This is a genomic window from Buttiauxella sp. AC142 (assembly GCF_979253435.1).
In genome coordinates this window covers 231,827-252,313 of record NZ_CEEDCH010000001.1, presented here as the reverse complement: position 1 = coordinate 252,313, position 20,487 = coordinate 231,827, and the positions used below count along the sequence as shown (strand labels likewise).

The window sequence follows — 20,487 nt, the reverse complement described above, 5'->3', positions numbered from 1 at the left end:
TAAACTCATTCCAAAGCAATAAATGGATAAAGAAGATGTTAACTGGTGTGTTGTACGCCCTGCTGGCAGGGCTGATGTGGGGACTGATTTTTGTCGGCCCGCTGATTGTTCCTGATTACCCCGCCGCCATGCAGTCAACCGGCCGCTATCTGGCTCTGGGATTTATTGCCCTGCCTTTGGCCTGGTTTGGACGCCAACGTTTACGGCAGCTCAAGCGCGAAGACTGGTTTACAGCACTTAAACTCTCGACCGTGGGCAATCTCATTTATTACGTCTGCCTCGCAAGCGCTATTCAGCGCACCGGAGCGCCGATTTCGACCATGATTATCGGCACGCTTCCGGTGGTGATCCCGGTGTTCGCCAATCTGCTTTACAGCAAACGTGATGGTAAATTGCCGTGGCATCGACTGGCGCCTGCGCTGGTGATTATCGCGTTGGGGCTGGCGATGGTGAATACCGCCGAATTACGCAGCGGGCAACTCGATTTCAGCTGGTGGCGCTACGTGAGCGGGATTGGCCTGGCGTTTATCTCGGTGGCTTGTTGGGCGTGGTATGCGCTGCGTAACGCATGCTGGCTGCGCGAAAATCCGGACAAAAACCCCTTAATGTGGGCGACAGCGCAAGGCCTGGCGATTCTGCCATTTTCACTGCTCGGTTATATTGCCGTTTGCCTGTGGATGTCTCGCACCAACACCGACTTCACCCTGCCCTTTGGCCCACGTCCGGAAGTGTTTTTAACGCTGATGTTAGCGATTGCGCTGTTTTGTTCATGGCTTGGCGCATTGTGCTGGAACATTGCCAGCCAACGATTACCGACGGTGATCGTTGGCCCGCTGATTGTCTTTGAAACGCTGGCGGGACTGGCTTACACCTTTATGCTGCGCCACAGTTGGCCGCCGCTGCTGACGTTACTCGGGATTATTTGCCTGGTGGTTGGCGTGGTGATGGCGGTGCTAACAAAACCGCAGAAAAACACGCTCGCGGAAGTGGTCATCACGACGGATAAATAGCGCGTTACCTCGAAATAGTCATAGCGCCGACCTAAAGATGCATTTAATATGCATCTTATATTATCGACAACGAGGTAACTGCTCATGGCTTTTCGCGATCAGGCATTAGGTGAACTGGCTTTAACTATTCCACGCGCTTCTGCGTTGTTCCGTAAATTGGATCTCGATTTTTGCTGCGGTGGGAGACAGACGCTTGAGCGTGCCGCAACGCGCAAAGAGTTGGACCTGGAAGCCATCGAAACCGAGCTTGCAAAGCTTGCTCAAGAACCTGTCGAAAAAGACTGGCAAAGCGCGCCGCTGGCCGAAATCATCGACCATATTATCGTGCGTTATCACGATCGCCACCGCGAACAGTTACCGGAGTTGATTCTTCAGGCGACCAAAGTTGAGCGCGTTCACGCCGATAAACCGAACGTGCCGAAAGGGCTGGCGAAATACCTCACCATGCTGCATCAGGAACTGAGCAGCCACATGATGAAAGAAGAGCAAATCCTGTTCCCGATGATTAAACAGGGAATGGGAACTCAGGCCAACGGCCCGATTAGCGTGATGGAAAGTGAGCATGACGACGCAGGCGAATTGCTGGAAGTGATTAAGCACACCACCAATAACGTGACCCCACCGCCGGAAGCCTGCACAACATGGAAAGCGATGTATAACGGAATTAATGAGCTGATTGACGACCTGATGAATCACATCAGTCTTGAGAATAATGTGCTGTTCCCGCGGGCTCTGGCTGGGGAATAAAGGTTAAACCCCCTCACCAGTGGCGAGGGGGTTTATGATTACTTGCGCATTTCCGCGATGCGTTTCTTGCCGATAAACATCCAGCACACACCCAACAACACAAACCACAATGGCGTTACGATCAGCGCCTGGCGGGTATCTGCTTCCAGTGTCAGCAGCACAATCACAAAGACAAAGAATGCCATACACATCCAGCACATAAACTTGCCGAGCGGCATTTTATAGATGGATTTTTCATGCAGGTGTGGACGTTGTTTGCGGTACACCAGATACGAACACAAGATAATCGTCCAGACGAACATGAACAGAATCGCCGACACGGTGGTGATCATGGTGAATGCCGCAATCACGTTCGGGTTAACGTACAGCATCACCACGCCACCCAACAGGCAGATACAAGAGAAGGTTAAACCCTTCGCAGGAACCGCGCGCTTAGAGAGTTTGGCGAACGCTTTCGGTGCCATACCGTCTTGTGCGAGGCCAAACAGCATACGGCTGGTCGAGAACACGCCGCTGTTTGCCGAAGAAGCCGCAGAAGTCAGCACCACGAAGTTGATGATGCTCGCGGCGGCAGGCAGACCCACCAACACAAACAGTTCAACAAACGGGCTTTTATCCGGCACGACTGAACGCCATGGCGTGACTGACATAATCACAATCAGCGCGAACACGTAGAACATGATGATACGAATCGGAATGGAGTTGATTGCGCGTGGCAGGGATTTTTCCGGGTCTTTGGTTTCAGCCGCAGTCGTGCCCACCAGCTCAATGCCGACAAACGCAAACACCGCTATCTGGAAGCCCGCGAAGAAACCACTGATACCTTTCGGGAACCAACCGCCGTCATTCCACAAGTTATTGATAGAGGCTTCGACACCCGATGGTGAATGGAAATGGGTCAGAATCATCACCAGGCCAATCACAATCAGCGCGACAATGGCGACGATTTTAATCATCGCAAACCAGAATTCCATTTCGCCGAACATTTTCACGGTGGCGAGGTTTAAGGTCAGCAGCAGGACGACAACCGAAAGCGATGCGACCCAATCTGAAAGCCCCGGGAACCAGAACTGCGCGTAGGCCGTTATCGCCACCACATCGGCCATGCCGGTAACTACCCAGCAGAACCAATAAGTCCAGCCGGTAAAATACCCCGCCCACGGGCCGAGTAAGTCGGCTGCGAAATCGCTGAAGGATTTGTATTCGAGGTTTGAAAGCAGCAGCTCCCCCATCGCACGCATCACGAAGAACAGCATAAAGCCGATGATCATGTAGACGAAAATGATGGATGGCCCTGCGAGGCTAATTGTTTTACCGGAGCCCATGAACAGGCCTGTTCCGATGGCTCCGCCAATCGCGATAAGTTGAATGTGACGGTTGGTTAAATTACGCCGTAGCGACTGCTCAGCCGGAGCCTCAGCTTCGTCTGCAACTTTTATCTGATCTACCATGTTGTGTTTATCCTGTACCTGTCTGTTGTGTTCAGGCTCTGCTGGCCTTTATTAAAATTTTGAGGATGTGATGTTGTTGTTCCAGGGAACGCAATGATAGTAGGGAAGAATTGCCGGATTGAATACTAAGAATGAAATTATTTGTTAATTTGATGTTTGTTTTGAGTGCAAAACCACGGCTAAAGAGTGAGGAGCCTCACACAAACACTCATTAAGGAAGTGTTTACCAGATAAAATCGCGTTGGTTTTGTTAATAGCCAAATAAAAACCCCGCCGCAGCGGGGTCGTTTGAACGCTTACAGAATTTCCAGCAGTTCAACTTCAAATACCAGCGTGCTGTACGGAGGAATGGACGCGCCTGCGCCACGCTCGCCGTATGCCAGGTTATGAGGGATAGTCAGTTCCCACTTTGAGCCAACCGGCATCAGAGTCAGAGCTTCAATCCAGCCTGCGATAACGCCGCTGACCGGGAATTCAGCTGGCTCGCCACGTTGTACTGAGCTGTCGAACACAGTGCCATCAACCAGTTTACCGGTGTAGTGCACGCGGACGTGATCTTTGCGTGCCGGAATTGGGCCAGTACCCTGAGTCAGAACGCGGAATTGCAGACCAGATTCGGTGCTGCTCACGCCTTCTTTGCTGCTGTTTTCTTGCAGGTATTTCTGACCTTCAACAGCCATTTCTTTCTGGCGTTCCTGGCGAACAGCATCAGCACGCTCGTGAACTTCACGCAGTGCGCGATGAACCACGTCAACCGGAACTGCCGGAGCATTCCCTTCCAGCGCATCACGCAGACCAGCGACCAGTGCTTCTGGCAGCAAACCTTGCAGACCAGACTCGCTCAGTTGTTGACCTACCTGTAAACCAATACCGTAACTTGCTTGCGCTTCGACGCTGTCAAAAGAAGGGGTCGTCATGGGATTTCCTTTAATGTATTTAAAAGCAAGCCCGCAGCATAACAGCGTCATCCGGACGGGTAAAATGCAAAAGCGGCAAAGGTGACAAATGCAGAGGAAACAGGAACAATGGTTTAACTGAGCGTTAAATTACTGTTGAGCGTCACGTAAAGCCGGATTGTTCAATGCATCAAACAGTTAGCGTTCTATAATGGAGTGGATAAATGAACCGAGCACATTGTGTGGAAATGAGGAGTGATGTCGATGCGATTCGCTATTAAACCCTGGCTTGCGCGGATTTGGCATGCACCCGATAATTTTCGCCTGATGGACCCACTTCCGGTCATGCATCGACGCGGAATTATTATTGCAGCGATCGTGGTGGTACTCGGTTTCCTGTGGCCTACGCCAGATGAAACCACTCGCCCGGTCGCACGTGACGCGCAGCTATCCATTGAATCGCAATCCCCAATTCGTGCCCATTTAGTCAACCCGCCAGCCAATACTGAGCCTGCGACTCCTGTCGAACCTTCTCGCATTGAAGAACAGCCGCAAGCAGAAACCCAGGCACCTGTTCCGCACGCTAATAATGACATTGAGCAGCAATGGCGTTCGTATCGTGTGGAATCCGGGCAGACGATGGCGCAGCTGTTCCGCGATCATAATTTACCGCCCGCAGATGTCTATTCGATGGCGCAGGTTGAAGGCAGCAATAAACCGCTGAGTACTTTGCAAACCGGGCAGATGGTTCAGATTCGCCAGAATGCGAATGGCGTAGTGACGGGGCTAACAATTGATATTGGTAACGATCAGCAGGTGCTGTTTACACGCCAGCCAGATGGCAGCTTTATACGCGCTCGCTAATTTTTTAGGGATTTATTATTAGATTCAGAAATGCAAAACGCCGGCACAAGGCCGGCGTCTTAACGTATATACGTCCGCGTAAATTACGCTTCAGCAACCACGTTTACAGTCAGTTTAGCGAATACATCGCTGTGAACCTGGAAGTCCACTTCGTGCTCACCAGTAGTACGCAGAACGCCGTTCGGTAAACGAACTTCGCTCTTAGCCACTTCAACGCCAGCTGCAGTTACTGCATCAGCGATGTCACGGGTACCAATGGAACCGAACAGTTTACCTTCGTCGCCAGCTTTAGACGCGATAGTAACAGTTTCGAGTGCGTTGATCTTCGCAGCGCGAGCTTCAGCAGCAGCCAGAACGTCAGCTAATTTAGCTTCCAGTTCTGCACGGCGTGCTTCGAAGAATTCAACGTTTTTCTTGGTAGCAGGAACAGCTTTGCCCTGTGGTACCAGGAAGTTACGAGCATAACCCGCTTTAACGTTAACCTGATCACCCAGGCTACCCAGGTTTGCTACTTTATCAAGCAGAATAACTTGCATTACCTTATCCTCTCAAAGTCATTAATGGACAGTGGCCGATTACTGATGACGATCAGTATATGGCAACAAAGAAAGGTAACGAGCGCGCTTGATGCAGCGAGCCAACTGACGCTGGTATTTTGCACGAGTACCGGTAATACGGCTCGGGACAATTTTACCACTTTCAGTGATGTAGTTTTTCAGTGTAGCGATATCTTTATAATCAATCTCTACAACGCCTTCCGCTGTGAAACGGCAGAACTTGCGACGACGGAAATAACGTGCCATTAGGCTAGTCTCCAGAATCTATCAATTCAATCTGCTCGGCATGCAATACCACTTTGTTCAGCCCATTTTTTGCCTGATGGCAACTAATGAAACCAGAAACGGTGAGTACCGTGCCGACCGTTATACTTTGAGTAATGGCTGAGTGTGCGTGCCCGCTAATAATAACTGGCATACGGCACCACGCCTGCCGATCTAAACCGGCTTCCTTTTGCACAGAACGGTGCTCAAGCACGAACTGGCAATGAGGAATTCCTGACGGGCTAACCTTGCGAAGGGGCGTCTTGCACACTGTGCCAGACAACACCAGGCGGTTGACCGTCATTGGAAATTACTCTTCAGAATCCCCAGCATCCGCATCATCAGCAGTTTCGCTAGCGAAGTCATCGCGACGATCACGACGTTCGTCTTTAGCTTTAACCATTGGTGAAGCTTCGGTTACAGCGTGCTTAGTACGCATAACCATGCTACGGATAACGGCGTCGTTGAAGCGGAAGTTAGTTTCCAGCTCATCGATCACTTCCTGCGGAGCTTCAACGTTCAACAGAACGTAGTGTGCTTTGTGCAGTTTGTTGATCGGGTAAGCCAGCTGACGGCGGCCCCAGTCTTCCAGACGGTGGATCGTACCTTCTGCTGCAGTAATTGCACCAGTGTAACGTTCGATCATACCCGGAACCTGTTCGCTCTGGTCAGGATGGACCATAAAAACGATTTCGTAATGACGCATCGAATTGCTCCTTACGGATTATTCAGCCTCCTGTCAGGGTCAGCCGCGGCCCATGGAAGCAAGGAACGTGTTTATAAAGGCGGCCGAAAAATTGACGCGTAATCATACAAGCGCAGCCCAATTAACTCAAGGTGATATGGAAATTAATTCTTTTGCATGAAGGATAAAGTTTCAACAACAGGCTAACTCAGTGAAATCTATAAGTTTGAGCTGAATCACTTAAAATTTTTGACCAACACCATCAGAAATGGTCGCTTTTTATTCAATTATGAGGGATTACACTTGTTGTCATAGGCCGCCACTTTTTATTAACAGGAACGACGACCGCAGCAGACACATTAAGTTGTAGTGGAGCGGACCATGAAAATGATTACCTTAGCTTTTGTCGGTGTTCTCTTGCTTTGCTCGAATGCGACAGCCGCTATCAAAATCGACAACCATCAGGCCAAAAATATGGATGATGTAATGAGTTTGGGCGTGATTTACATCAACCATAATTTTGCTACTGAGCAAGAGGTTGAAGTCGCGATCGAAAACGACGCGGATCAACACGGAGCAATGTACTACCACTCGATATTGATGAGAGAACCCGGTAGCAACGGCAATATGCATGTCAGTGCCGACATCTACCGCTAACTGAATGCAATGAAGTAGTGAAGTAATGCGTTAACACCAGGAATACCACAACGACATAGAAAGCCAACGTTGCCCCCGCTTGCGGGGGCCTTTTTATGCATCCCATTACAAGTGCTCGCTAAAAAATCGGCTGGTCGCCTCAAGCGCAGTAGGCGTAATACGATGCTTTACGCCTGCTTCCCGTAAACAGAGCATATGTTTATCCAGCCCATTTTCGATCAGCGCGTGTTCCAGACGCGATGTTTCTGTTGCCGGAACGACATCATCCTGTTCACCATGCCACAGCAATAGTGGGCGGTTGCCAACTTTTTCGAGTTGATGGCTAATATCGTAGTCTGCAAGTTTGTTAAGGGATTCGAGGTCCAGCGCCTGCGGGGGAAACAAATTCTTTCCAAGCGACATGAAATATCCCGACCCCATCAGGCACGCTACGCAGCGCACTTGCGGGTAACGCGCCATAATTCCCAACGCTGTCATTCCTCCCATTGAAGCGCCACCCACGGCAATTCGTTGCTCATCGACTGGATAGCGTTCAGATAAAACCTGCTGAAGCGGTGAAAATTCATCAATGTTGCTTTTAAGAATCGACCAGAATTGGTACAGACGGGCGCTTTCATCACCATCAAAACGCGCCCCGTGTTGCTGGGCATCGGGCATAATCACCCGCATTCCAGACTGAGCCAATGCCACGGCAAAGTAGCTGTAAACCAGTTTCGATGATGTAAAACCATGATAGAAAAACACAACGGGAAGTTGGCTCTCTTTTTTCCCGGCAGGTACAGCATGCAGAACTTCAATACCAGCCAACTGTTCGGTGTACATTTCTATCATGGGATTCGTTCCGTATCAGGGTGAGACTTCCTTTGTAAGCCAGCAACCACGGGATGGCAAGCTCATGGCACCAGGGGAGAATTCTTAACTATGAGATCTGCTTAGCGATTTTCATTCGAAAGTGATTAAAAAGCGCGGGGGAGCTAACAGAATGGGAACATTCCCTCTTCTTCGAAAAAAACCGGAGCTACACTATGACTATTAAGAGACGAGAAACGATCATGCGACTGTTATCAGCTTTGCTCATTGCGATGACGCTCAGTGCCTGTAGCGTGTTACAAGGTACGCCACAGCCTGCACCGCCAGCAACCGGAACGCCTCAGGAAATTCAGCGTTATCAAACGCAGGGTTTAACCAAGATAGGAACGGTAACAGCACTTGAGCACGGCTCACCCATGGATACTGAGACGGCGCTAAAAGAGAAGGCAATTGCTGCAAAAGCAGATTACTACGTCATCTTGTTAAACGATGAGACGGTAGTGCCAGGCCAGTGGTATGCCCAGGCGATTTTATACCGTAAGTAATTAGCGCTGACTTATTTATGCAGATTTACAAAGCCTTGCACCAATTGATCGTTTGTTATGCACAATGAACTTCAGCCAACGGACAGCTCTGGAGTTCGACAACGCGAAGGAATGCCCTGCTGATTTAGGGTAAGTAAAAAGGAGTTAATTATGAAACGATCGCTTGCCTTAACCTCACTACTGCTGTCCGTGGGACTCATCACAACATCGGCGCAATCGGCAGAAGATGTTGCCGCAGATTGTGTGACGGGTTTGAATGAAATCGGCATGATTTCAGTAAACGGTATTGCCGGTAGCGTGCAAGATGTGGAAAAAGTGATTGCCTTAAAGGCTGATGAACACGGTGCATCTTATTATCGCATCGTAAAAATGCAGGAAAACCAGCTTGCTGAAGGCTGGCGTGTACAAGCCATTATTTATGCATAAATAAACCAGCGACCATGTCATTCAACTCTATGGCGCTGGTTTATATTTTCCTATCCCGTGCGTCCCGTCGCCCGCAGCAATACATCAATTAATACCTGATTCGGTAATACACTTTCTCCTCGCGAGTCCAACATCATGCGGCACCAGGCTTCTCCTGACGGTGGAGACAGATGCTGCAAAACTTGTGCACCCGTTGCCAGAAGGGCCAACAATCGGGTGAAATCCCTTCCCCACTCTTCTTGTGGCTTATGCAGCCGCTGTTGCAGTTGCCGCCAACTGCGATCGAAATGTCGGTTTTGCCCTTTCACCTCATCAAATTCTGCATGCAGCATTTCCATTGTACCGGGCTGTTTTGCCAGCACTCGCAATACATCCAGACTCATAATATTTCCTGAGCCTTCCCAGATGCTGTTCACCGGCATTTCACGATAGATACGCGGCAGTTCGCTGTCTTCGCAGTAACCGACTCCGCCAAGGACTTCCATCGCTTCTGCAACAAATGGGATACCCGCTTTACAAATGCTAAATTTGGCAGCCGGGGTAAACAGGCGGCTGTAGGCTAATTCATGTGGATTGCCTGGTGATTCCCAGGCCCGAGCCAGGCGAAACAAAAATGCGGTTTGCCCTTCAAGCTGCAAAGCCATACGCCCAAGCACCTGGCGCATAAGGGGTAAATCAATGAGGTTTTTGCCGAATGCCTGCCGTTGATGTGCATGATACAACGCAACGGACAGCGCACGGCGCATCAAACCATGGCTACCCAGCGCACAGTCAAAACGGGTGTAACTACCCATTTTTAATATCGAGCGCACACCCTCGCCCTCTTCACCTATCAGCCAGGCGATGGCATCGCAAAATTCAACTTCACTGCTGGCGTTGGAACGGTTGCCAAGTTTGTCTTTCAAGCGCTCAAAGCGAACCTGGTTACGTTGGCCGTCGGGTAAGAATCGGGGCAAGAAGAAGCAAGAAAGCCCGCCTTTTGCCTGAGCCAGCACCAAATGAGCATCACTTTGTGGAACTGAGAAAAACCATTTGTGGCCCACTAAGCGATACATTTCACCAGGGCCACGTCTCTCAATCGGTTCAGCGCGAGTGGTATTACTCAACACATCGGAACCACCTTGCTTTTCGGTCATTCCCATTCCAATCAGCAGGCCACGTTTTTGCGAACCGGGTGAGAGATGAGCATCATAACGGTCGCTCAATAATGGTTTTAGCCATGACTGAAACTCTTTCGGCAAGTGCTTTTGTAAGAGGGGAATTGCGCCGAACGTCATGGTTATCGGGCATAACGTACCGGCTTCCACCTGGGCGTGCTGAACAAATCGCGCGGCACGAGCAACAAATGAGCCATGACGAGCATCTTCCTGCCACGGTAAGTTATGCACCCGGTTGGCGCACAATCCCTGCATCAACAAATGCCAGGCGGGATAAAAGCGGACATCATCAAGCCGCTCGCCACTAGAATCATAACGAAGTAATTCAGGGGGATTCGCGTTTGCCAGTCGCCCGAGTTCCAGGGATTCAGCCGAGCCGAGTTGTTGGCCGATACTCGCCAGAAGTTCCGCATCCCAGCCAGCACCTTCACGGGCTACAGCCTCGGTTAACGAGATATCAGAAAGGAAAAGGTTACTGTTATTGAGGGGTATTGGTTGGTTAAAAACGGTATGAGTTTGCCAGCGCATCGTGCTCCCTCCCATTAATGGCAATGCCATTAGTATGGACGGTGACAGCAGTTATGCATGGAGGAGGATCACAAAGCGGGGTGCGAGCGCACCCCACAGGATATTAACTGCGTTGACGCACAGCTTCGAACAGGCAAATACCGGTAGCAACGGAAACGTTCAATGAAGAAACGGTTCCCGCCATTGGGATGCTAATCAGCTCATCGCAATGTTCACGCGTCAGGCGGCGCATGCCTTCACCTTCAGCGCCCATCACCAGCGCCATTGGGCCGGTCATTTTGCTCTGGAATAAAGTGTGGTCAGCTTCACCCGCCGTACCGACGATCCAGACGTTCGATTCCTGCAATAAACGCATAGTTCGAGCCAGGTTGGTCACACTGATCAGCGGAACGTGCTCAGCAGCACCGCAGGCCACTTTCTTGGCCGTCGCGTTCAGTTGCGCAGATCTGTCTTTTGGTACGATTACCGCATGCACGCCAGCAGCATCTGCGCTACGCAGGCAGGCACCGAGGTTGTGGGGATCGGTAACGCCATCCAGAATGAGCAGGAACGGGGTATCGATACTGGCAAGCAGATCTGGAATATCATTTTCCTGATACTGACGACCCGGTTTCACGCGAGCAATAATGCCCTGGTGCACCGCGCCTTCAGATTTTTCATCCAGCCATTGGCGGTTTGCCATTTGAACCGGCACACCCTGAGCTTCCAGCGCATGAATTAAAGGCATCAGACGTTTGTCTTCACGGCCTTTAAGAATAAAGACTTCCCGAAAACGCTGAGGGGCGTTATCAAGCAGTGCCTGGACGGCGTGGATGCCGTAAATCATTTCACTCATTACTGTTACTCATTTCAGGTGCTGATGCACCAGTGTTAATTTGCTCGTAAAGGTCGGATGTCGCTTACGCTAATCCGACCTACGAAAAGCAATTGGAGACTTAGCTCGGCTGCTTTTTCGCTGCGCGCTTGGCTTTTGTAGCGGCGGCTATTTTACGAGTTTTGTCCGACTGCGTTTTTGGTTTCTTCGCCTTCGGCTCTGCTTTTTTGTCGACGCTTTTCTCGGCTTTCGCTTTCTTCGGCTTGGCTGGCCCTTTCTCTTTACGGAAAGTGCTGTCTGGCTCGAAGTTGGTGCGTTTACCGCCCTGACGACGTTTTGGCCCGTTGCCGTTTGCGCCTTTTTTCGCTCGGTCTTTCTCAGTTTTACCCGCGCCGCGAGGAACACGAGTGCTGGAGATCAGAGCAAAATCAATTTTGCGCTCGTCCATGTGGACGGCTTCAACGCGCACTTCGACACGGTCACCCAAACGATAAGTCTGACCACCGGACTCACCAATCAGGCGCTGCCCGATTTGGTCGAAACGGTAGTAATCGTTATCAAGAGTAGAAACGTGCACCAGGCCGTCGATAAACAGATCGGTGAGGCGAACAAAGAAGCCGAAACCGGTGACGCTGGCGATAATCCCAGTAAAGGTATTACCGACCTGATCCTGCATAAAGTCGCATTTCAGCCAATCGGCAACATCGCGTGTTGCTTCATCTGCGCGGCGTTCAGCCATAGAACAATGCTGGCCCAATTGCAGCATCTCTTCCATGTCATAGTGCCAGCCGCCAGACTCGGTGCTGTTGCCTTTATGGCCCTGCTCTTTCGCCAGCAAATATTTAATTGCACGGTGTAACAGCAAATCCGGGTAACGACGAATCGGCGAGGTAAAGTGCGCATAGGATTGTAGCGCCAGGCCAAAGTGGCCACGGTTTTCTGGATCGTACACCGCCTGTTTCATGGAACGTAGCAGCATAGTTTGCAGCATTTCATGATCCGGACGATCGGCAATCGAGTTCAGTAATTCTGCGTAATCACGCGGTTCTGGTTTCTGCCCGCCAGGCAATTCCAGGCCCAGTTCGGCCAGCACAGAACGGAACGCGGTGATGGCGTCGTTGCTTGGACGATCGTGATCACGGAACAAAGATGGCTCGTTGTTCTTCTCAACAAAGCGCGCCGCCGCGATATTCGCGAGGATCATGCACTCTTCGATAAGTTTATGCGCGTCGTTACGAACGGTTTGTTCAACGCGCTCAATGCGGCGCTCGGCGTTGAAGATAAACTTCGCCTCTTCGCTTTCAAACGAGATACCACCGCGCTGCGCACGAGAAACATCCAGCACTTTGTAGAGGTTATGCAGCTCTTCGATGTGCTTAACCAGCGGCGCGTACTGCTCGCGCAGTTCCTGATCACCTTGCAACATGTGCCACACTTTGGTGTAGGTCAGACGCGCATGGGAACTCATTACCGCTTCGTAGAATTTAGAGCCGGTCAGGCGTCCAGTCGAAGAGATGGTCATTTCACAGACCATACACAGACGGTCAACCTGCGGGTTCAGCGAGCACAAACCGTTGGACAGCACTTCCGGCAGCATCGGGATAACCTGCGATGGGAAGTAAACTGACGTGCCACGGTTGCGAGCTTCTTTATCCAGCGCGGTTGGCGGGCGAACGTAATAGCTTACGTCGGCGATAGCGACATATAAACGCCAGCCGCCGCCACGTTTCTTCTCACAGAACACGGCGTCATCGAAGTCACGCGCATCTTCACCATCGATGGTGACAAGCGGCAGGTCACGCAAATCCACGCGGCCAATTTTGGCTTCTTCCGGCACTTGTTCTTTCAGCGAAGCAACCTGAGCTTCCACTTCTGGCGGCCAGACATACGGGATTTCATGGGTGCGCAGCGCCATATCGACGGCCATGCCTGTACCCATGTTGTCGCCCAGCACTTCAACGATTTTACCCACCGCTTTGGTGCGGCGAGTTGGGCGTTGGGTGAGCTCAACCACCACCACAAAGCCCATACGCGCGCCCATCACACCTTCTGGTGGGATAAGGATATCGAAGCTCAGACGGCTATCGTCTGGCACCACGAAACTGATACCAGCATCGGTAAAGTAGCGGCCAACAATTTGCCCGGTTCTTGGCTCCAGCACGCGTACAATACGCGCTTCGCGACGGCCTTTACGGTCGGCACCCAGTGGCTGTGCCAGCACGATGTCGCCATGCATACACATTTTCATCTGTTCAGATGAAAGGTAGAGATCGTCTTTACGGCCTTCTACACGTAGGAAACCGAAGCCATCGCGGTGGCCAATGACTTTGCCTTTTAGCAAATCGAGACGTTCTGGCAGGGCGTAACACTGGCGGCGGGTAAAGACCAACTGTCCATCGCGTTCCATGGCTCGCAAACGGCGACGCAGCGCTTCAAGTTGTTCTTCACCAGTAATATTCAGTTCTTCAGCCAGTTCGTCACGATTGGCTGGTTTTTCACGTTTGGAGAGATGAGCGAGTATAAATTCCCGGCTTGGGATCGGGTTTTCGTATTTTTCGGCTTCTCGTTCCTGAAAAGGATCTTTTGACATTGCGGTTCCTCCGTTGTCATTTGCTGAGGAAATCGTGATTTATTCCACCAGCAATAATTTGTAGAGCGGTTGGTTTTGGTCCACCAAATCGGCCAGGGTGTGCTTATCCAGCTCTGTAAGAAAGCTTTGCACCGCCTGGGCCAGTGCCTGTTTCAGGCGACATGCGGGGGTGATATGACAAAACTCACTGCTACAGTTCACCAAAGAAAGCGGTTCCAGCTCGCGCACCACATCACCGACACGGATAGATACCGCCGGTTTGCCGAGGCGAATGCCACCGTTTTTGCCGCGCACTGCCGTCACATAGCCTGCACGGCTGAGTTGATTGATGATTTTCACCATATGATTACGTGATACACCATACACTTCTGTTACTTCAGAAATGCTCGTCATCTTGCCTTCGGGCAAAGACGCCATGTAAATCAAAGCACGTAAACCGTAATCAGTAAAACTCGTTAACTGCACATCAACCTCTTGGGTGGGAGGGGAAACGCTTAATAGCTGTAAATACTATACCCTAAATAATTCGGGTTGCAGCCAGGCGGCCAGCTCAAGAATCCCCGGGAGCTTACTTAAGTAAGTGACTGGGGTGAGTGAGTGCAGCCAACGCCGCTGCAACGTGAAGTATGACGGGTATAGATTGATGATAAACCAGCCATAAGGTTGCCAGCTAATTTATTTAACGGGGAAGGTGGATAAAACGGCAGGATAAAGCAGTTGGGGCGTGCTAAGCACACCCCATCACATCATTATGCGTCGAACGGATCGCGCAGAATCATGGTTTCAGAACGGTCCGGACCGGTAGAAATAATGTCTACTGGTACTTCAGTCAGTTCTTCAATGCGCTTGATGTAGTCCAGCGCTGCTTGCGGCAAACCACTACGCTCTTTCACGCCGAAGGTCGTTTCGGACCAGCCAGGCATGGTTTCGTAGATTGGCTCGATACCTTCCCAATCGTCAGCAGCCATTGGAGTGGTAGTCACTTCACGGCCATCTGGCAGACGGTAGCCTACACACAGTTTAACTTCTTTCAAACCGTCCAGTACGTCCAGCTTGGTCAGGCAGAAACCTGACAGGGAGTTGATCTGCACTGCACGACGCACAGCAACGATATCCAACCAACCTGTACGACGACGACGACCGGTAGTTGCACCGAACTCATTACCTTGTTTGCACAGGAACTCGCCGATATCATCAAACAGTTCAGTAGGGAACGGACCTGCGCCAACGCGAGTAGAGTACGCTTTGATAATACCCAGAACGTAATCAACATAACGTGGACCAATGCCGGAACCTGTTGCCACGCCACCCGCGGTGGTGTTGGAAGAGGTCACGTACGGATAGGTACCGTGATCGATGTCCAGCAGCGTGCCTTGAGCACCTTCGAACATGATGAAGTCGCCGCGTTTACGTGCCTGATCCAGCAGATCGGACACATCAACTACCATGCTGGTCAGAATGTCAGCAACTGCCATGACATTGTCCAGAACTTTCTGGTAATCAACCGCTTCAACTTTGTAGAAGTTAACCAGTTGGAAGTTATGGTATTCCAGAACTTCTTTCAGTTTGTCGGCAAAGGTGGCTTTGTCGAACAGGTCGCCAACGCGCAGGCCACGACGGGCCACTTTGTCTTCATACGCAGGGCCGATACCGCGACCGGTAGTACCGATAGCTTTCGCACCGCGCGCTTTCTCACGAGCCACATCCAGCGCTACGTGATAATCAAGAATCAGCGGGCAAGCTTCAGATAACAGCAAGCGCTCACGTACCGGAATCCCACGGTCTTCCAGCTCTTTCATCTCTTTCATCAGTGCAGCAGGAGACAGCACAACGCCATTACCGATGATGCTGGTAACGTTATCACGCAGAATACCTGATGGAATAAGATGAAGAACGGTCTTTTCACCGTTGATTACGAGAGTATGGCCTGCGTTGTGACCGCCCTGGTAGCGCACAACATATTTAGCCCGTTCAGTCAGAAGATCTACGATCTTTCCTTTACCTTCGTCACCCCATTGGGTGCCCAGTACGACGACGTTGTTACCCATTTTTCAAAATCACCGTTTGCTTAAAAAAGGATTCTACCATCGGTTTCCTAGATGATCAGCCCTTTTAGTATACAAAATGGTAATTGTCCACCTCAATGCGGTTCAGCCTGCGGCTCGACTCAACATGTAGTAGATAACGATACCTGCAACCACTAGTCCGCCACCAAAACGGCGAAGCGTATTGTCGGGAAGTTGCGTTAACGCAGCGATCATTCGGCGCCACATGCGTGGATAAAGCATCGGTCCGAGTCCTTCGAGCACCAAAACCAGCGCTAATGCCATCCAGATAGTCGAATTCATAATTCCCTCTAACACCAATAAAAAAAGAGCCGGTCAGACCGGCTCTTGATAAGTTTTTTGCGAGTATTAACGTGTGCTATTCGCAGGTGTTTTCATGTAACGGAAGAAATCGCTATCCGGGCTTAACACCATCACGTCCTGACCATTGCTGAAGCTTGCTTCATAAGCACGCAGGCTACGAATGAATGCGTAGAAATCTGGATCCTGGCTGAATGCATCAGCAAACAGTTTGGCAGCTTCTGCATCACCTTCACCACGGCTAATACGGCCCTGACGCTCGGCTTCTGCCAGAGTACGAGTGACTTCGTAGTCGGCGGTAGCACGCAGCTTCTCAGCTTCTTCCTGACCTTGTGAACGGTGACGACGAGCAACAGCTTCACGCTCGGCACGCATACGGTTGTAGATAGCTTCAGAAACCTCAGCAGGCAGGTTGATCTGCTTGATACGCACATCGACCACTTCGATACCCAGTGCCGCCATACTGTTCGGGTTAACCACCGGTACTTTGCCTTTGGTTTCCGCAGTGACACGCGCAGCAGCAGAGGCAATTGCATCATCCGCAGCAGGTGTAGCCACTTCATCGTCAGTACCCGCGGTACCTGAGTTCAGCGCATCACGCACATCCAGAGTCAGACGGCCACGAGAATCGGTCACGATGTCTTTCACATCAAGACGACCAATTTCAGAACGCAGACGGTCACTGAATTTACGTTTTAACAGCACTTCTGCCTGAGAAACGTCACCACCGCCTGTTGCCAGGTAGTAGCGGCTGAAATCACTGATACGCCATTTGATATAGGAATCAACGATCAGGTCTTTCTTCTCTTTGGTCACAAAGCGATCGGCCTGGTTATCCATGGTCTGAATACGCGCATCAAGAGTTTTAACAGACTCGATAAACGGTACTTTGAAATGCAGACCTGGTTCGTAGACCACCGGCTTGTTTTCATCATCACGCAACACTTTACCGAAGCGTAAGGTAATCCCGCGCTCGCCTTCCTGTACCACGAAGACCGAGGTAAACAGCACAACCAGCACGATGATAATTAAAGCAATGACTGACTTACGCATCGTTATTCACTCCCTACGCGCTGGTTATCAGTGCGCTGCGCGTTCACGCGGCGCTGATCCATGATATCGCCCCGGCTTGACGAGGACTGTGTGCTGGCGCTACCGCTGCTTGAACTTGACGCAGGTGGCAGACGCAACAAGTTGTTCGCCCCCGTGTTATCAGTCTTTGCCGCTGGCTGTGAGCCACCTTTCAGCATCTGATCCAGAGGCAGAACCATCAGGTTGCCACCTTTGTCGTTAACCAGAACTTTACGGGTATGGCTAAGCACTTTTTCCATGGTTTCGATATACAGACGCTCACGGGTAATTTCCGGTGCAGCTTTGTATTCCGGCAACATTTTGGCGAAGCGAGCCACTTCACCCTGCGCTTCTAACACGGTCTGTGTTTTATAAGCGCGAGCTTCTTCAAGAATACGCTGCGCCTGACCGTTAGCACGCGGCTGAACTTCGTTGGTATACGCTTCTGCTTCACGGATGTATTGCTGTTCGTTTTCACGCGCAGAAATCGCATCATCAAATGCAGCCTTCACCTCTTCTGGCGGACGAGCAGCCTGGAAGTTGACGTCCAGCAGGGTAATACCCATGTTGTACGGGCGAATGGTTTCTTCCAGCTCGCGCTGAGTATCGTTACGAATAATGGTACGACCCTCGGTGAGGATCTTATCCATGGTGTATTTACCAATAACACCACGCAGTGCACTGTCGGTTGCCTGACGCAGGCTATCGTCTGCGCTGGTTACGCTAAACAGATAACGACGCGGATCGGTAACACGGTACTGGACGTTCATTTCGACGCGAACAACGTTCTCATCGGAAGTCAGCATCACACCGGAAGCAGCCAATTCACGAACCGCTTCAACGTTTACCGCTCTGACACTATCAATGAATGTCGGTTTCCAGTTCAGACCCGGCTCAACCAAATGGCTGAATTGACCAAAACGAGTCACAACACCACGTTCAGCTTCTTTAATGGTATAGAACCCAGTCGCAGCCCAAATAACAACAGCCACAGCGGCAACGATGCCAACCATGCGGCCACCAATATGAGGACGTGGAAGTTGCGAAGAACCACCACCAGAACCGGAGCCGCCGCCTTTACCGCCGCCCAGACCACCAAGTTTCTTACTTAATTTTCGGAAGATATCATCCAGATCAGGTGGCCCCTGATCCCGCCCTCCTTTGTTACCCCCAGAGTCGCCGCCAGGTTTGCTGCTTCCCCACGGGTCGCGGTCCTGTCCGTTATTACCGGGCTGATTCCACGCCATGTTTATGCTCCATATTTGTTGTGCGGTGATATCCCCCGAAGGGGAAAAAGTCTTCAGGACATTCCCTTGACTGGCTAGACAATATAGTCAGCGAGTGCCGGTTCTTGTTTACAGAGGCGACGCCAGTCAACAATAGGCATACGAATTTGTAAGCCAACACTGCCGTCTTCCTCCATCCACTCTTTTTCTATTGCCTGAAGCTGATAAAACCGGCTCCGAAGTCGCCCAGCCTGGGGGGGTAAGCACAACGTATGCTGTGCAATTTCACCAGATAAACGCTCTGTCAAAGCCTGGAAAAGCAGTGGAACACCGTCTCCGGTCTGGGCAGAAAGCCAGACCCGAATCGGCATATTTTCATCATCTCTGTCGATACGTGGAACGAAATCATCCAACATATCTATCTTATTCATCACCAGGAGCGTTGGAATTTCATCAGCCTCAATCTCTTCGAGAACGGTATCTACCGCGGCAATGTTTTCCTCAATCCTGAGGTCGCTTGCATCAATGACATGTAATAACAGTGTCGCCTGACGAGTTTCCTGCAAGGTTGCTTTAAACGCCGCCACTAAATCGTGTGGCAGGTGACGAATAAAACCTACTGTGTCTGCCAGTATGGTTTCACCAACATCCGTAACGTTAATACGGCGCAACGTTGGATCTAGTGTGGCAAACAACTGATCTGCAGCATAGACGTCAGCTGCTGTTATTTGGTTAAACAGGGTGGATTTGCCGGCGTTGGTATAGCCCACCAAAGAAACAGTTGGGATATCAGCCTTGGCACGCGATCTTCGACCTTGTTCACGCTGTTTTTCGACTCGTTCTAAGCGACCAAGAATCTGCATAATCCGGTTGCGCAGTAAACGGCGGTCGGTTTCGAGCTGAGTTTCCCCAGGGCCTCGTGAACCGATCCCCCCTCCCTGACGCTCAAGGTGGGTCCAGCCGCGCACAAGACGAGTTGCCATATGACGTAACTGAGCCAGTTCAACCTGCAACTTACCTTCATGGGTACGCGCACGTTGAGCAAAAATATCTAAAATCAGGCCGGTTCTGTCGACGACACGACATTCACACAGCGCTTCGAGGTTACGTTCCTGGGCTGGAGACAACGCATGATCAAATAAAATGACCGATGCCCCAGTGGCTTTCACTGCATCGGCAATTTCAATTGCCTTACCTTCACCAACAAAATACTTCGGGTGAGGAGCTTTACGGCTACCAGTAACCACCTGCAATGCTTCGACACCGGCTGAAGAGACCAGAGATTCAAACTCCTCTAGATCTTCCTTGTCTTTGTCTTGCGTAAAATAGATGTGTACCAGCACCGCCTGCTCACCGGCATCATAACGGTCAAACAAGCGTATAACCTCTCAAAAAGACCAGCGGGGAACCCAGCATCCCTGGTTCCCCGGCTTGGAAAAACAACGTTACGCCTTATTCAGCGTCTTCGTTGTCTTGTTGTGGCGCAGAACCTTGCGCACTTCCACCATGGTGGTAGCTGCCAGAACCGCTAGTACCGGTGTTATTGCTGTGATGAGATACCGGACGAGACGGAACAACAGTAGAAATCGCGTGCTTATAGACCATCTGGCTAACCGTGTTTTTCAACAGGATTACAAACTGATCAAAAGACTCAATCTGACCTTGCAGCTTAATACCATTCACCAAATAAATAGAAACTGGAACACGTTCGCGACGCAGTGCGTTCAAGAACGGATCTTGTAATGATTGCCCCTTAGCCATTCTATCTTTTCCTTATATGCTTGTTGTTTGTAACTCAAGAACCCTGAGGCTCTGAAAAACTG

23 protein-coding genes are annotated in these 20,487 nt (G+C 50.8%); 6 read left to right on the top strand and 17 right to left on the bottom strand.

Translation table 11 applies throughout. The features are described from left to right. Nucleotides 1-35 precede the first annotated feature (35 nt). Nucleotides 36-1,010, top strand: coding sequence for a DMT family transporter (locus AC0IWZ_RS01115; RefSeq protein ID WP_034492845.1), 975 nt, complete (start codon nucleotides 36-38; stop codon nucleotides 1,008-1,010). An 84-nt stretch (nucleotides 1,011-1,094) separates the two neighbouring features. Then, entirely contained in the window at nucleotides 1,095-1,757 is a 663-nt protein-coding gene (ytfE, locus tag AC0IWZ_RS01110) for an iron-sulfur cluster repair protein YtfE (RefSeq protein WP_471678357.1), read from the top strand. Between the two features lie 38 nt (nucleotides 1,758-1,795). On the opposite strand, the gene cycA is transcribed toward ytfE, so the two are convergent. Together cycA and fklB are read right to left on the bottom strand one after the other, a co-directional pair. Continuing rightward, the gene (gene cycA / locus AC0IWZ_RS01105) at nucleotides 1,796-3,208 is read right to left on the bottom strand and encodes a D-serine/D-alanine/glycine transporter (protein ID WP_471678358.1); all 1,413 of its coding nucleotides are present in this window, start codon (nucleotides 3,206-3,208) and stop codon (nucleotides 1,796-1,798) included. A 296-nt stretch (nucleotides 3,209-3,504) separates the two neighbouring features. Continuing rightward, on the bottom strand, nucleotides 3,505-4,125 hold the full coding sequence (gene fklB, locus AC0IWZ_RS01100) for an FKBP-type peptidyl-prolyl cis-trans isomerase (protein ID WP_034492832.1): 621 nt from the start codon (nucleotides 4,123-4,125) through the stop codon (nucleotides 3,505-3,507). 237 nt (nucleotides 4,126-4,362) lie between these two features. Between fklB and AC0IWZ_RS01095 the strand changes: the two genes are divergently transcribed. Next, nucleotides 4,363-4,968, top strand: a complete 606-nt coding sequence (locus AC0IWZ_RS01095) for an OapA family protein (protein WP_034492831.1) — start codon at nucleotides 4,363-4,365, stop codon at nucleotides 4,966-4,968. A gap of 83 nt (nucleotides 4,969-5,051) precedes the next feature. On the opposite strand, the gene rplI is transcribed toward AC0IWZ_RS01095, so the two are convergent. Genes rplI through rpsF form a run of 4 tightly spaced genes read right to left on the bottom strand, consistent with a single transcriptional unit; the run spans nucleotide 5,052 to nucleotide 6,495 of the window. Next, nucleotides 5,052-5,504 carry a 50S ribosomal protein L9 gene (gene rplI, locus AC0IWZ_RS01090; protein WP_034461193.1) on the bottom strand — a complete coding sequence of 151 codons (453 nt, stop codon included), beginning with the start codon at nucleotides 5,502-5,504 and terminating at the stop codon, nucleotides 5,052-5,054. Nucleotides 5,505-5,543: 39 nt separating this feature from the next. Continuing rightward, the gene (gene rpsR / locus AC0IWZ_RS01085) at nucleotides 5,544-5,771 is read right to left on the bottom strand and encodes a 30S ribosomal protein S18 (protein WP_002210155.1); all 228 of its coding nucleotides are present in this window, start codon (nucleotides 5,769-5,771) and stop codon (nucleotides 5,544-5,546) included. Between the two features lie 4 nt (nucleotides 5,772-5,775). Next, a complete protein-coding gene (gene priB / locus AC0IWZ_RS01080; protein ID WP_034492830.1) occupies nucleotides 5,776-6,093 on the bottom strand; it encodes a primosomal replication protein N in 318 nt (105 codons plus the stop codon). 6 nt (nucleotides 6,094-6,099) lie between these two features. Continuing rightward, nucleotides 6,100-6,495, bottom strand: coding sequence for a 30S ribosomal protein S6 (gene rpsF / locus AC0IWZ_RS01075; RefSeq protein WP_034492828.1), 396 nt, complete (start codon nucleotides 6,493-6,495; stop codon nucleotides 6,100-6,102). 360 nt (nucleotides 6,496-6,855) lie between these two features. On the opposite strand from rpsF, the gene yjfY reads away from it, so the two are divergent. Continuing rightward, entirely contained in the window at nucleotides 6,856-7,131 is a 276-nt protein-coding gene (yjfY, locus tag AC0IWZ_RS01070) for a DUF1471 family protein YjfY (RefSeq protein WP_471678359.1), read from the top strand. Nucleotides 7,132-7,236: 105 nt separating this feature from the next. On the opposite strand, the gene yjfP is transcribed toward yjfY, so the two are convergent. Further along, on the bottom strand, nucleotides 7,237-7,962 hold the full coding sequence (gene yjfP / locus AC0IWZ_RS01065) for an esterase (RefSeq protein ID WP_471678360.1): 726 nt from the start codon (nucleotides 7,960-7,962) through the stop codon (nucleotides 7,237-7,239). A 194-nt stretch (nucleotides 7,963-8,156) separates the two neighbouring features. Here yjfP and bsmA point away from each other — a divergent pair, with 194 nt between their 5' ends. Together bsmA and AC0IWZ_RS01055 are read left to right on the top strand one after the other, a co-directional pair. Further along, nucleotides 8,157-8,486 (top strand): biofilm peroxide resistance protein BsmA, encoded by a 330-nt coding sequence (gene bsmA / locus AC0IWZ_RS01060; protein WP_034492820.1) that lies wholly within the window; start codon nucleotides 8,157-8,159, stop codon nucleotides 8,484-8,486. Nucleotides 8,487-8,636: 150 nt separating this feature from the next. Further along, the gene (locus tag AC0IWZ_RS01055) at nucleotides 8,637-8,912 is read left to right on the top strand and encodes a YdgH/BhsA/McbA family protein (RefSeq protein WP_034461185.1); all 276 of its coding nucleotides are present in this window, start codon (nucleotides 8,637-8,639) and stop codon (nucleotides 8,910-8,912) included. Between the two features lie 50 nt (nucleotides 8,913-8,962). Here AC0IWZ_RS01055 and AC0IWZ_RS01050 read toward each other — a convergent pair whose 3' ends face one another. The 10 genes from AC0IWZ_RS01050 to hfq all read right to left on the bottom strand — a co-directional run bounded on the left by AC0IWZ_RS01050 (nucleotide 8,963) and on the right by hfq (nucleotide 20,425). Beyond that, entirely contained in the window at nucleotides 8,963-10,597 is a 1,635-nt protein-coding gene (locus AC0IWZ_RS01050; RefSeq protein WP_471678361.1) for an isovaleryl-CoA dehydrogenase, read from the bottom strand. A gap of 103 nt (nucleotides 10,598-10,700) precedes the next feature. Beyond that, on the bottom strand, nucleotides 10,701-11,432 hold the full coding sequence (gene rlmB / locus AC0IWZ_RS01045; RefSeq protein WP_034492799.1) for a 23S rRNA (guanosine(2251)-2'-O)-methyltransferase RlmB: 732 nt from the start codon (nucleotides 11,430-11,432) through the stop codon (nucleotides 10,701-10,703). A 100-nt stretch (nucleotides 11,433-11,532) separates the two neighbouring features. Further along, nucleotides 11,533-14,001 (bottom strand): ribonuclease R, encoded by a 2,469-nt coding sequence (rnr, locus tag AC0IWZ_RS01040; RefSeq protein ID WP_034492797.1) that lies wholly within the window; start codon nucleotides 13,999-14,001, stop codon nucleotides 11,533-11,535. Nucleotides 14,002-14,040: 39 nt separating this feature from the next. Next, nucleotides 14,041-14,466 (bottom strand): nitric oxide-sensing transcriptional repressor NsrR, encoded by a 426-nt coding sequence (gene nsrR / locus AC0IWZ_RS01035; RefSeq protein WP_034492795.1) that lies wholly within the window; start codon nucleotides 14,464-14,466, stop codon nucleotides 14,041-14,043. Between the two features lie 284 nt (nucleotides 14,467-14,750). Next, nucleotides 14,751-16,049 carry an adenylosuccinate synthase gene (locus AC0IWZ_RS01030; RefSeq protein ID WP_471680483.1) on the bottom strand — a complete coding sequence of 433 codons (1,299 nt, stop codon included), beginning with the start codon at nucleotides 16,047-16,049 and terminating at the stop codon, nucleotides 14,751-14,753. Nucleotides 16,050-16,151: 102 nt separating this feature from the next. Further along, nucleotides 16,152-16,349, bottom strand: a complete 198-nt coding sequence (locus AC0IWZ_RS01025; RefSeq protein WP_034492791.1) for a DUF2065 domain-containing protein — start codon at nucleotides 16,347-16,349, stop codon at nucleotides 16,152-16,154. 66 nt (nucleotides 16,350-16,415) lie between these two features. Then, on the bottom strand, nucleotides 16,416-17,420 hold the full coding sequence (gene hflC, locus AC0IWZ_RS01020; protein ID WP_034492790.1) for a protease modulator HflC: 1,005 nt from the start codon (nucleotides 17,418-17,420) through the stop codon (nucleotides 16,416-16,418). A gap of 2 nt (nucleotides 17,421-17,422) precedes the next feature. Next, nucleotides 17,423-18,685, bottom strand: coding sequence for an FtsH protease activity modulator HflK (gene hflK, locus AC0IWZ_RS01015; RefSeq protein ID WP_471678362.1), 1,263 nt, complete (start codon nucleotides 18,683-18,685; stop codon nucleotides 17,423-17,425). A gap of 74 nt (nucleotides 18,686-18,759) precedes the next feature. After that, on the bottom strand, nucleotides 18,760-20,040 hold the full coding sequence (gene hflX / locus AC0IWZ_RS01010; protein WP_471678363.1) for a ribosome rescue GTPase HflX: 1,281 nt from the start codon (nucleotides 20,038-20,040) through the stop codon (nucleotides 18,760-18,762). Nucleotides 20,041-20,116: 76 nt separating this feature from the next. Continuing rightward, nucleotides 20,117-20,425, bottom strand: a complete 309-nt coding sequence (gene hfq, locus AC0IWZ_RS01005) for an RNA chaperone Hfq (protein WP_034461169.1) — start codon at nucleotides 20,423-20,425, stop codon at nucleotides 20,117-20,119. Between the last annotated feature and the right edge of the window lie 62 nt (nucleotides 20,426-20,487).

What these genes read in the sequence shown, in the direction of transcription:
- AC0IWZ_RS01115 (WP_034492845.1), top strand. Translation starts at nt 36, where the DNA reads ATGTTAACTGGTGTGTTGTACGCCCTGCTGGCAGGGCTGATGTGGGGA.
- ytfE (WP_471678357.1), top strand. Translation starts at nt 1,095, where the DNA reads ATGGCTTTTCGCGATCAGGCATTAGGTGAACTGGCTTTAACTATTCCA.
- cycA (WP_471678358.1), bottom strand. Translation starts at nt 3,208, where the DNA reads ATGGTAGATCAGATAAAAGTTGCAGACGAAGCTGAGGCTCCGGCTGAG.
- fklB (WP_034492832.1), bottom strand. Translation starts at nt 4,125, where the DNA reads ATGACGACCCCTTCTTTTGACAGCGTCGAAGCGCAAGCAAGTTACGGT.
- AC0IWZ_RS01095 (WP_034492831.1), top strand. Translation starts at nt 4,363, where the DNA reads ATGTCGATGCGATTCGCTATTAAACCCTGGCTTGCGCGGATTTGGCAT.
- rplI (WP_034461193.1), bottom strand. Translation starts at nt 5,504, where the DNA reads ATGCAAGTTATTCTGCTTGATAAAGTAGCAAACCTGGGTAGCCTGGGT.
- rpsR (WP_002210155.1), bottom strand. Translation starts at nt 5,771, where the DNA reads ATGGCACGTTATTTCCGTCGTCGCAAGTTCTGCCGTTTCACAGCGGAA.
- priB (WP_034492830.1), bottom strand. Translation starts at nt 6,093, where the DNA reads ATGACGGTCAACCGCCTGGTGTTGTCTGGCACAGTGTGCAAGACGCCC.
- rpsF (WP_034492828.1), bottom strand. Translation starts at nt 6,495, where the DNA reads ATGCGTCATTACGAAATCGTTTTTATGGTCCATCCTGACCAGAGCGAA.
- yjfY (WP_471678359.1), top strand. Translation starts at nt 6,856, where the DNA reads ATGAAAATGATTACCTTAGCTTTTGTCGGTGTTCTCTTGCTTTGCTCG.
- yjfP (WP_471678360.1), bottom strand. Translation starts at nt 7,962, where the DNA reads ATGATAGAAATGTACACCGAACAGTTGGCTGGTATTGAAGTTCTGCAT.
- bsmA (WP_034492820.1), top strand. Translation starts at nt 8,157, where the DNA reads ATGACTATTAAGAGACGAGAAACGATCATGCGACTGTTATCAGCTTTG.
- AC0IWZ_RS01055 (WP_034461185.1), top strand. Translation starts at nt 8,637, where the DNA reads ATGAAACGATCGCTTGCCTTAACCTCACTACTGCTGTCCGTGGGACTC.
- AC0IWZ_RS01050 (WP_471678361.1), bottom strand. Translation starts at nt 10,597, where the DNA reads ATGCGCTGGCAAACTCATACCGTTTTTAACCAACCAATACCCCTCAAT.
- rlmB (WP_034492799.1), bottom strand. Translation starts at nt 11,432, where the DNA reads ATGAGTGAAATGATTTACGGCATCCACGCCGTCCAGGCACTGCTTGAT.
- rnr (WP_034492797.1), bottom strand. Translation starts at nt 14,001, where the DNA reads ATGTCAAAAGATCCTTTTCAGGAACGAGAAGCCGAAAAATACGAAAAC.
- AC0IWZ_RS01030 (WP_471680483.1), bottom strand. Translation starts at nt 16,049, where the DNA reads ATGGGTAACAACGTCGTCGTACTGGGCACCCAATGGGGTGACGAAGGT.
- AC0IWZ_RS01025 (WP_034492791.1), bottom strand. Translation starts at nt 16,349, where the DNA reads ATGAATTCGACTATCTGGATGGCATTAGCGCTGGTTTTGGTGCTCGAA.
- hflC (WP_034492790.1), bottom strand. Translation starts at nt 17,420, where the DNA reads ATGCGTAAGTCAGTCATTGCTTTAATTATCATCGTGCTGGTTGTGCTG.
- hflK (WP_471678362.1), bottom strand. Translation starts at nt 18,685, where the DNA reads ATGGCGTGGAATCAGCCCGGTAATAACGGACAGGACCGCGACCCGTGG.
- hfq (WP_034461169.1), bottom strand. Translation starts at nt 20,425, where the DNA reads ATGGCTAAGGGGCAATCATTACAAGATCCGTTCTTGAACGCACTGCGT.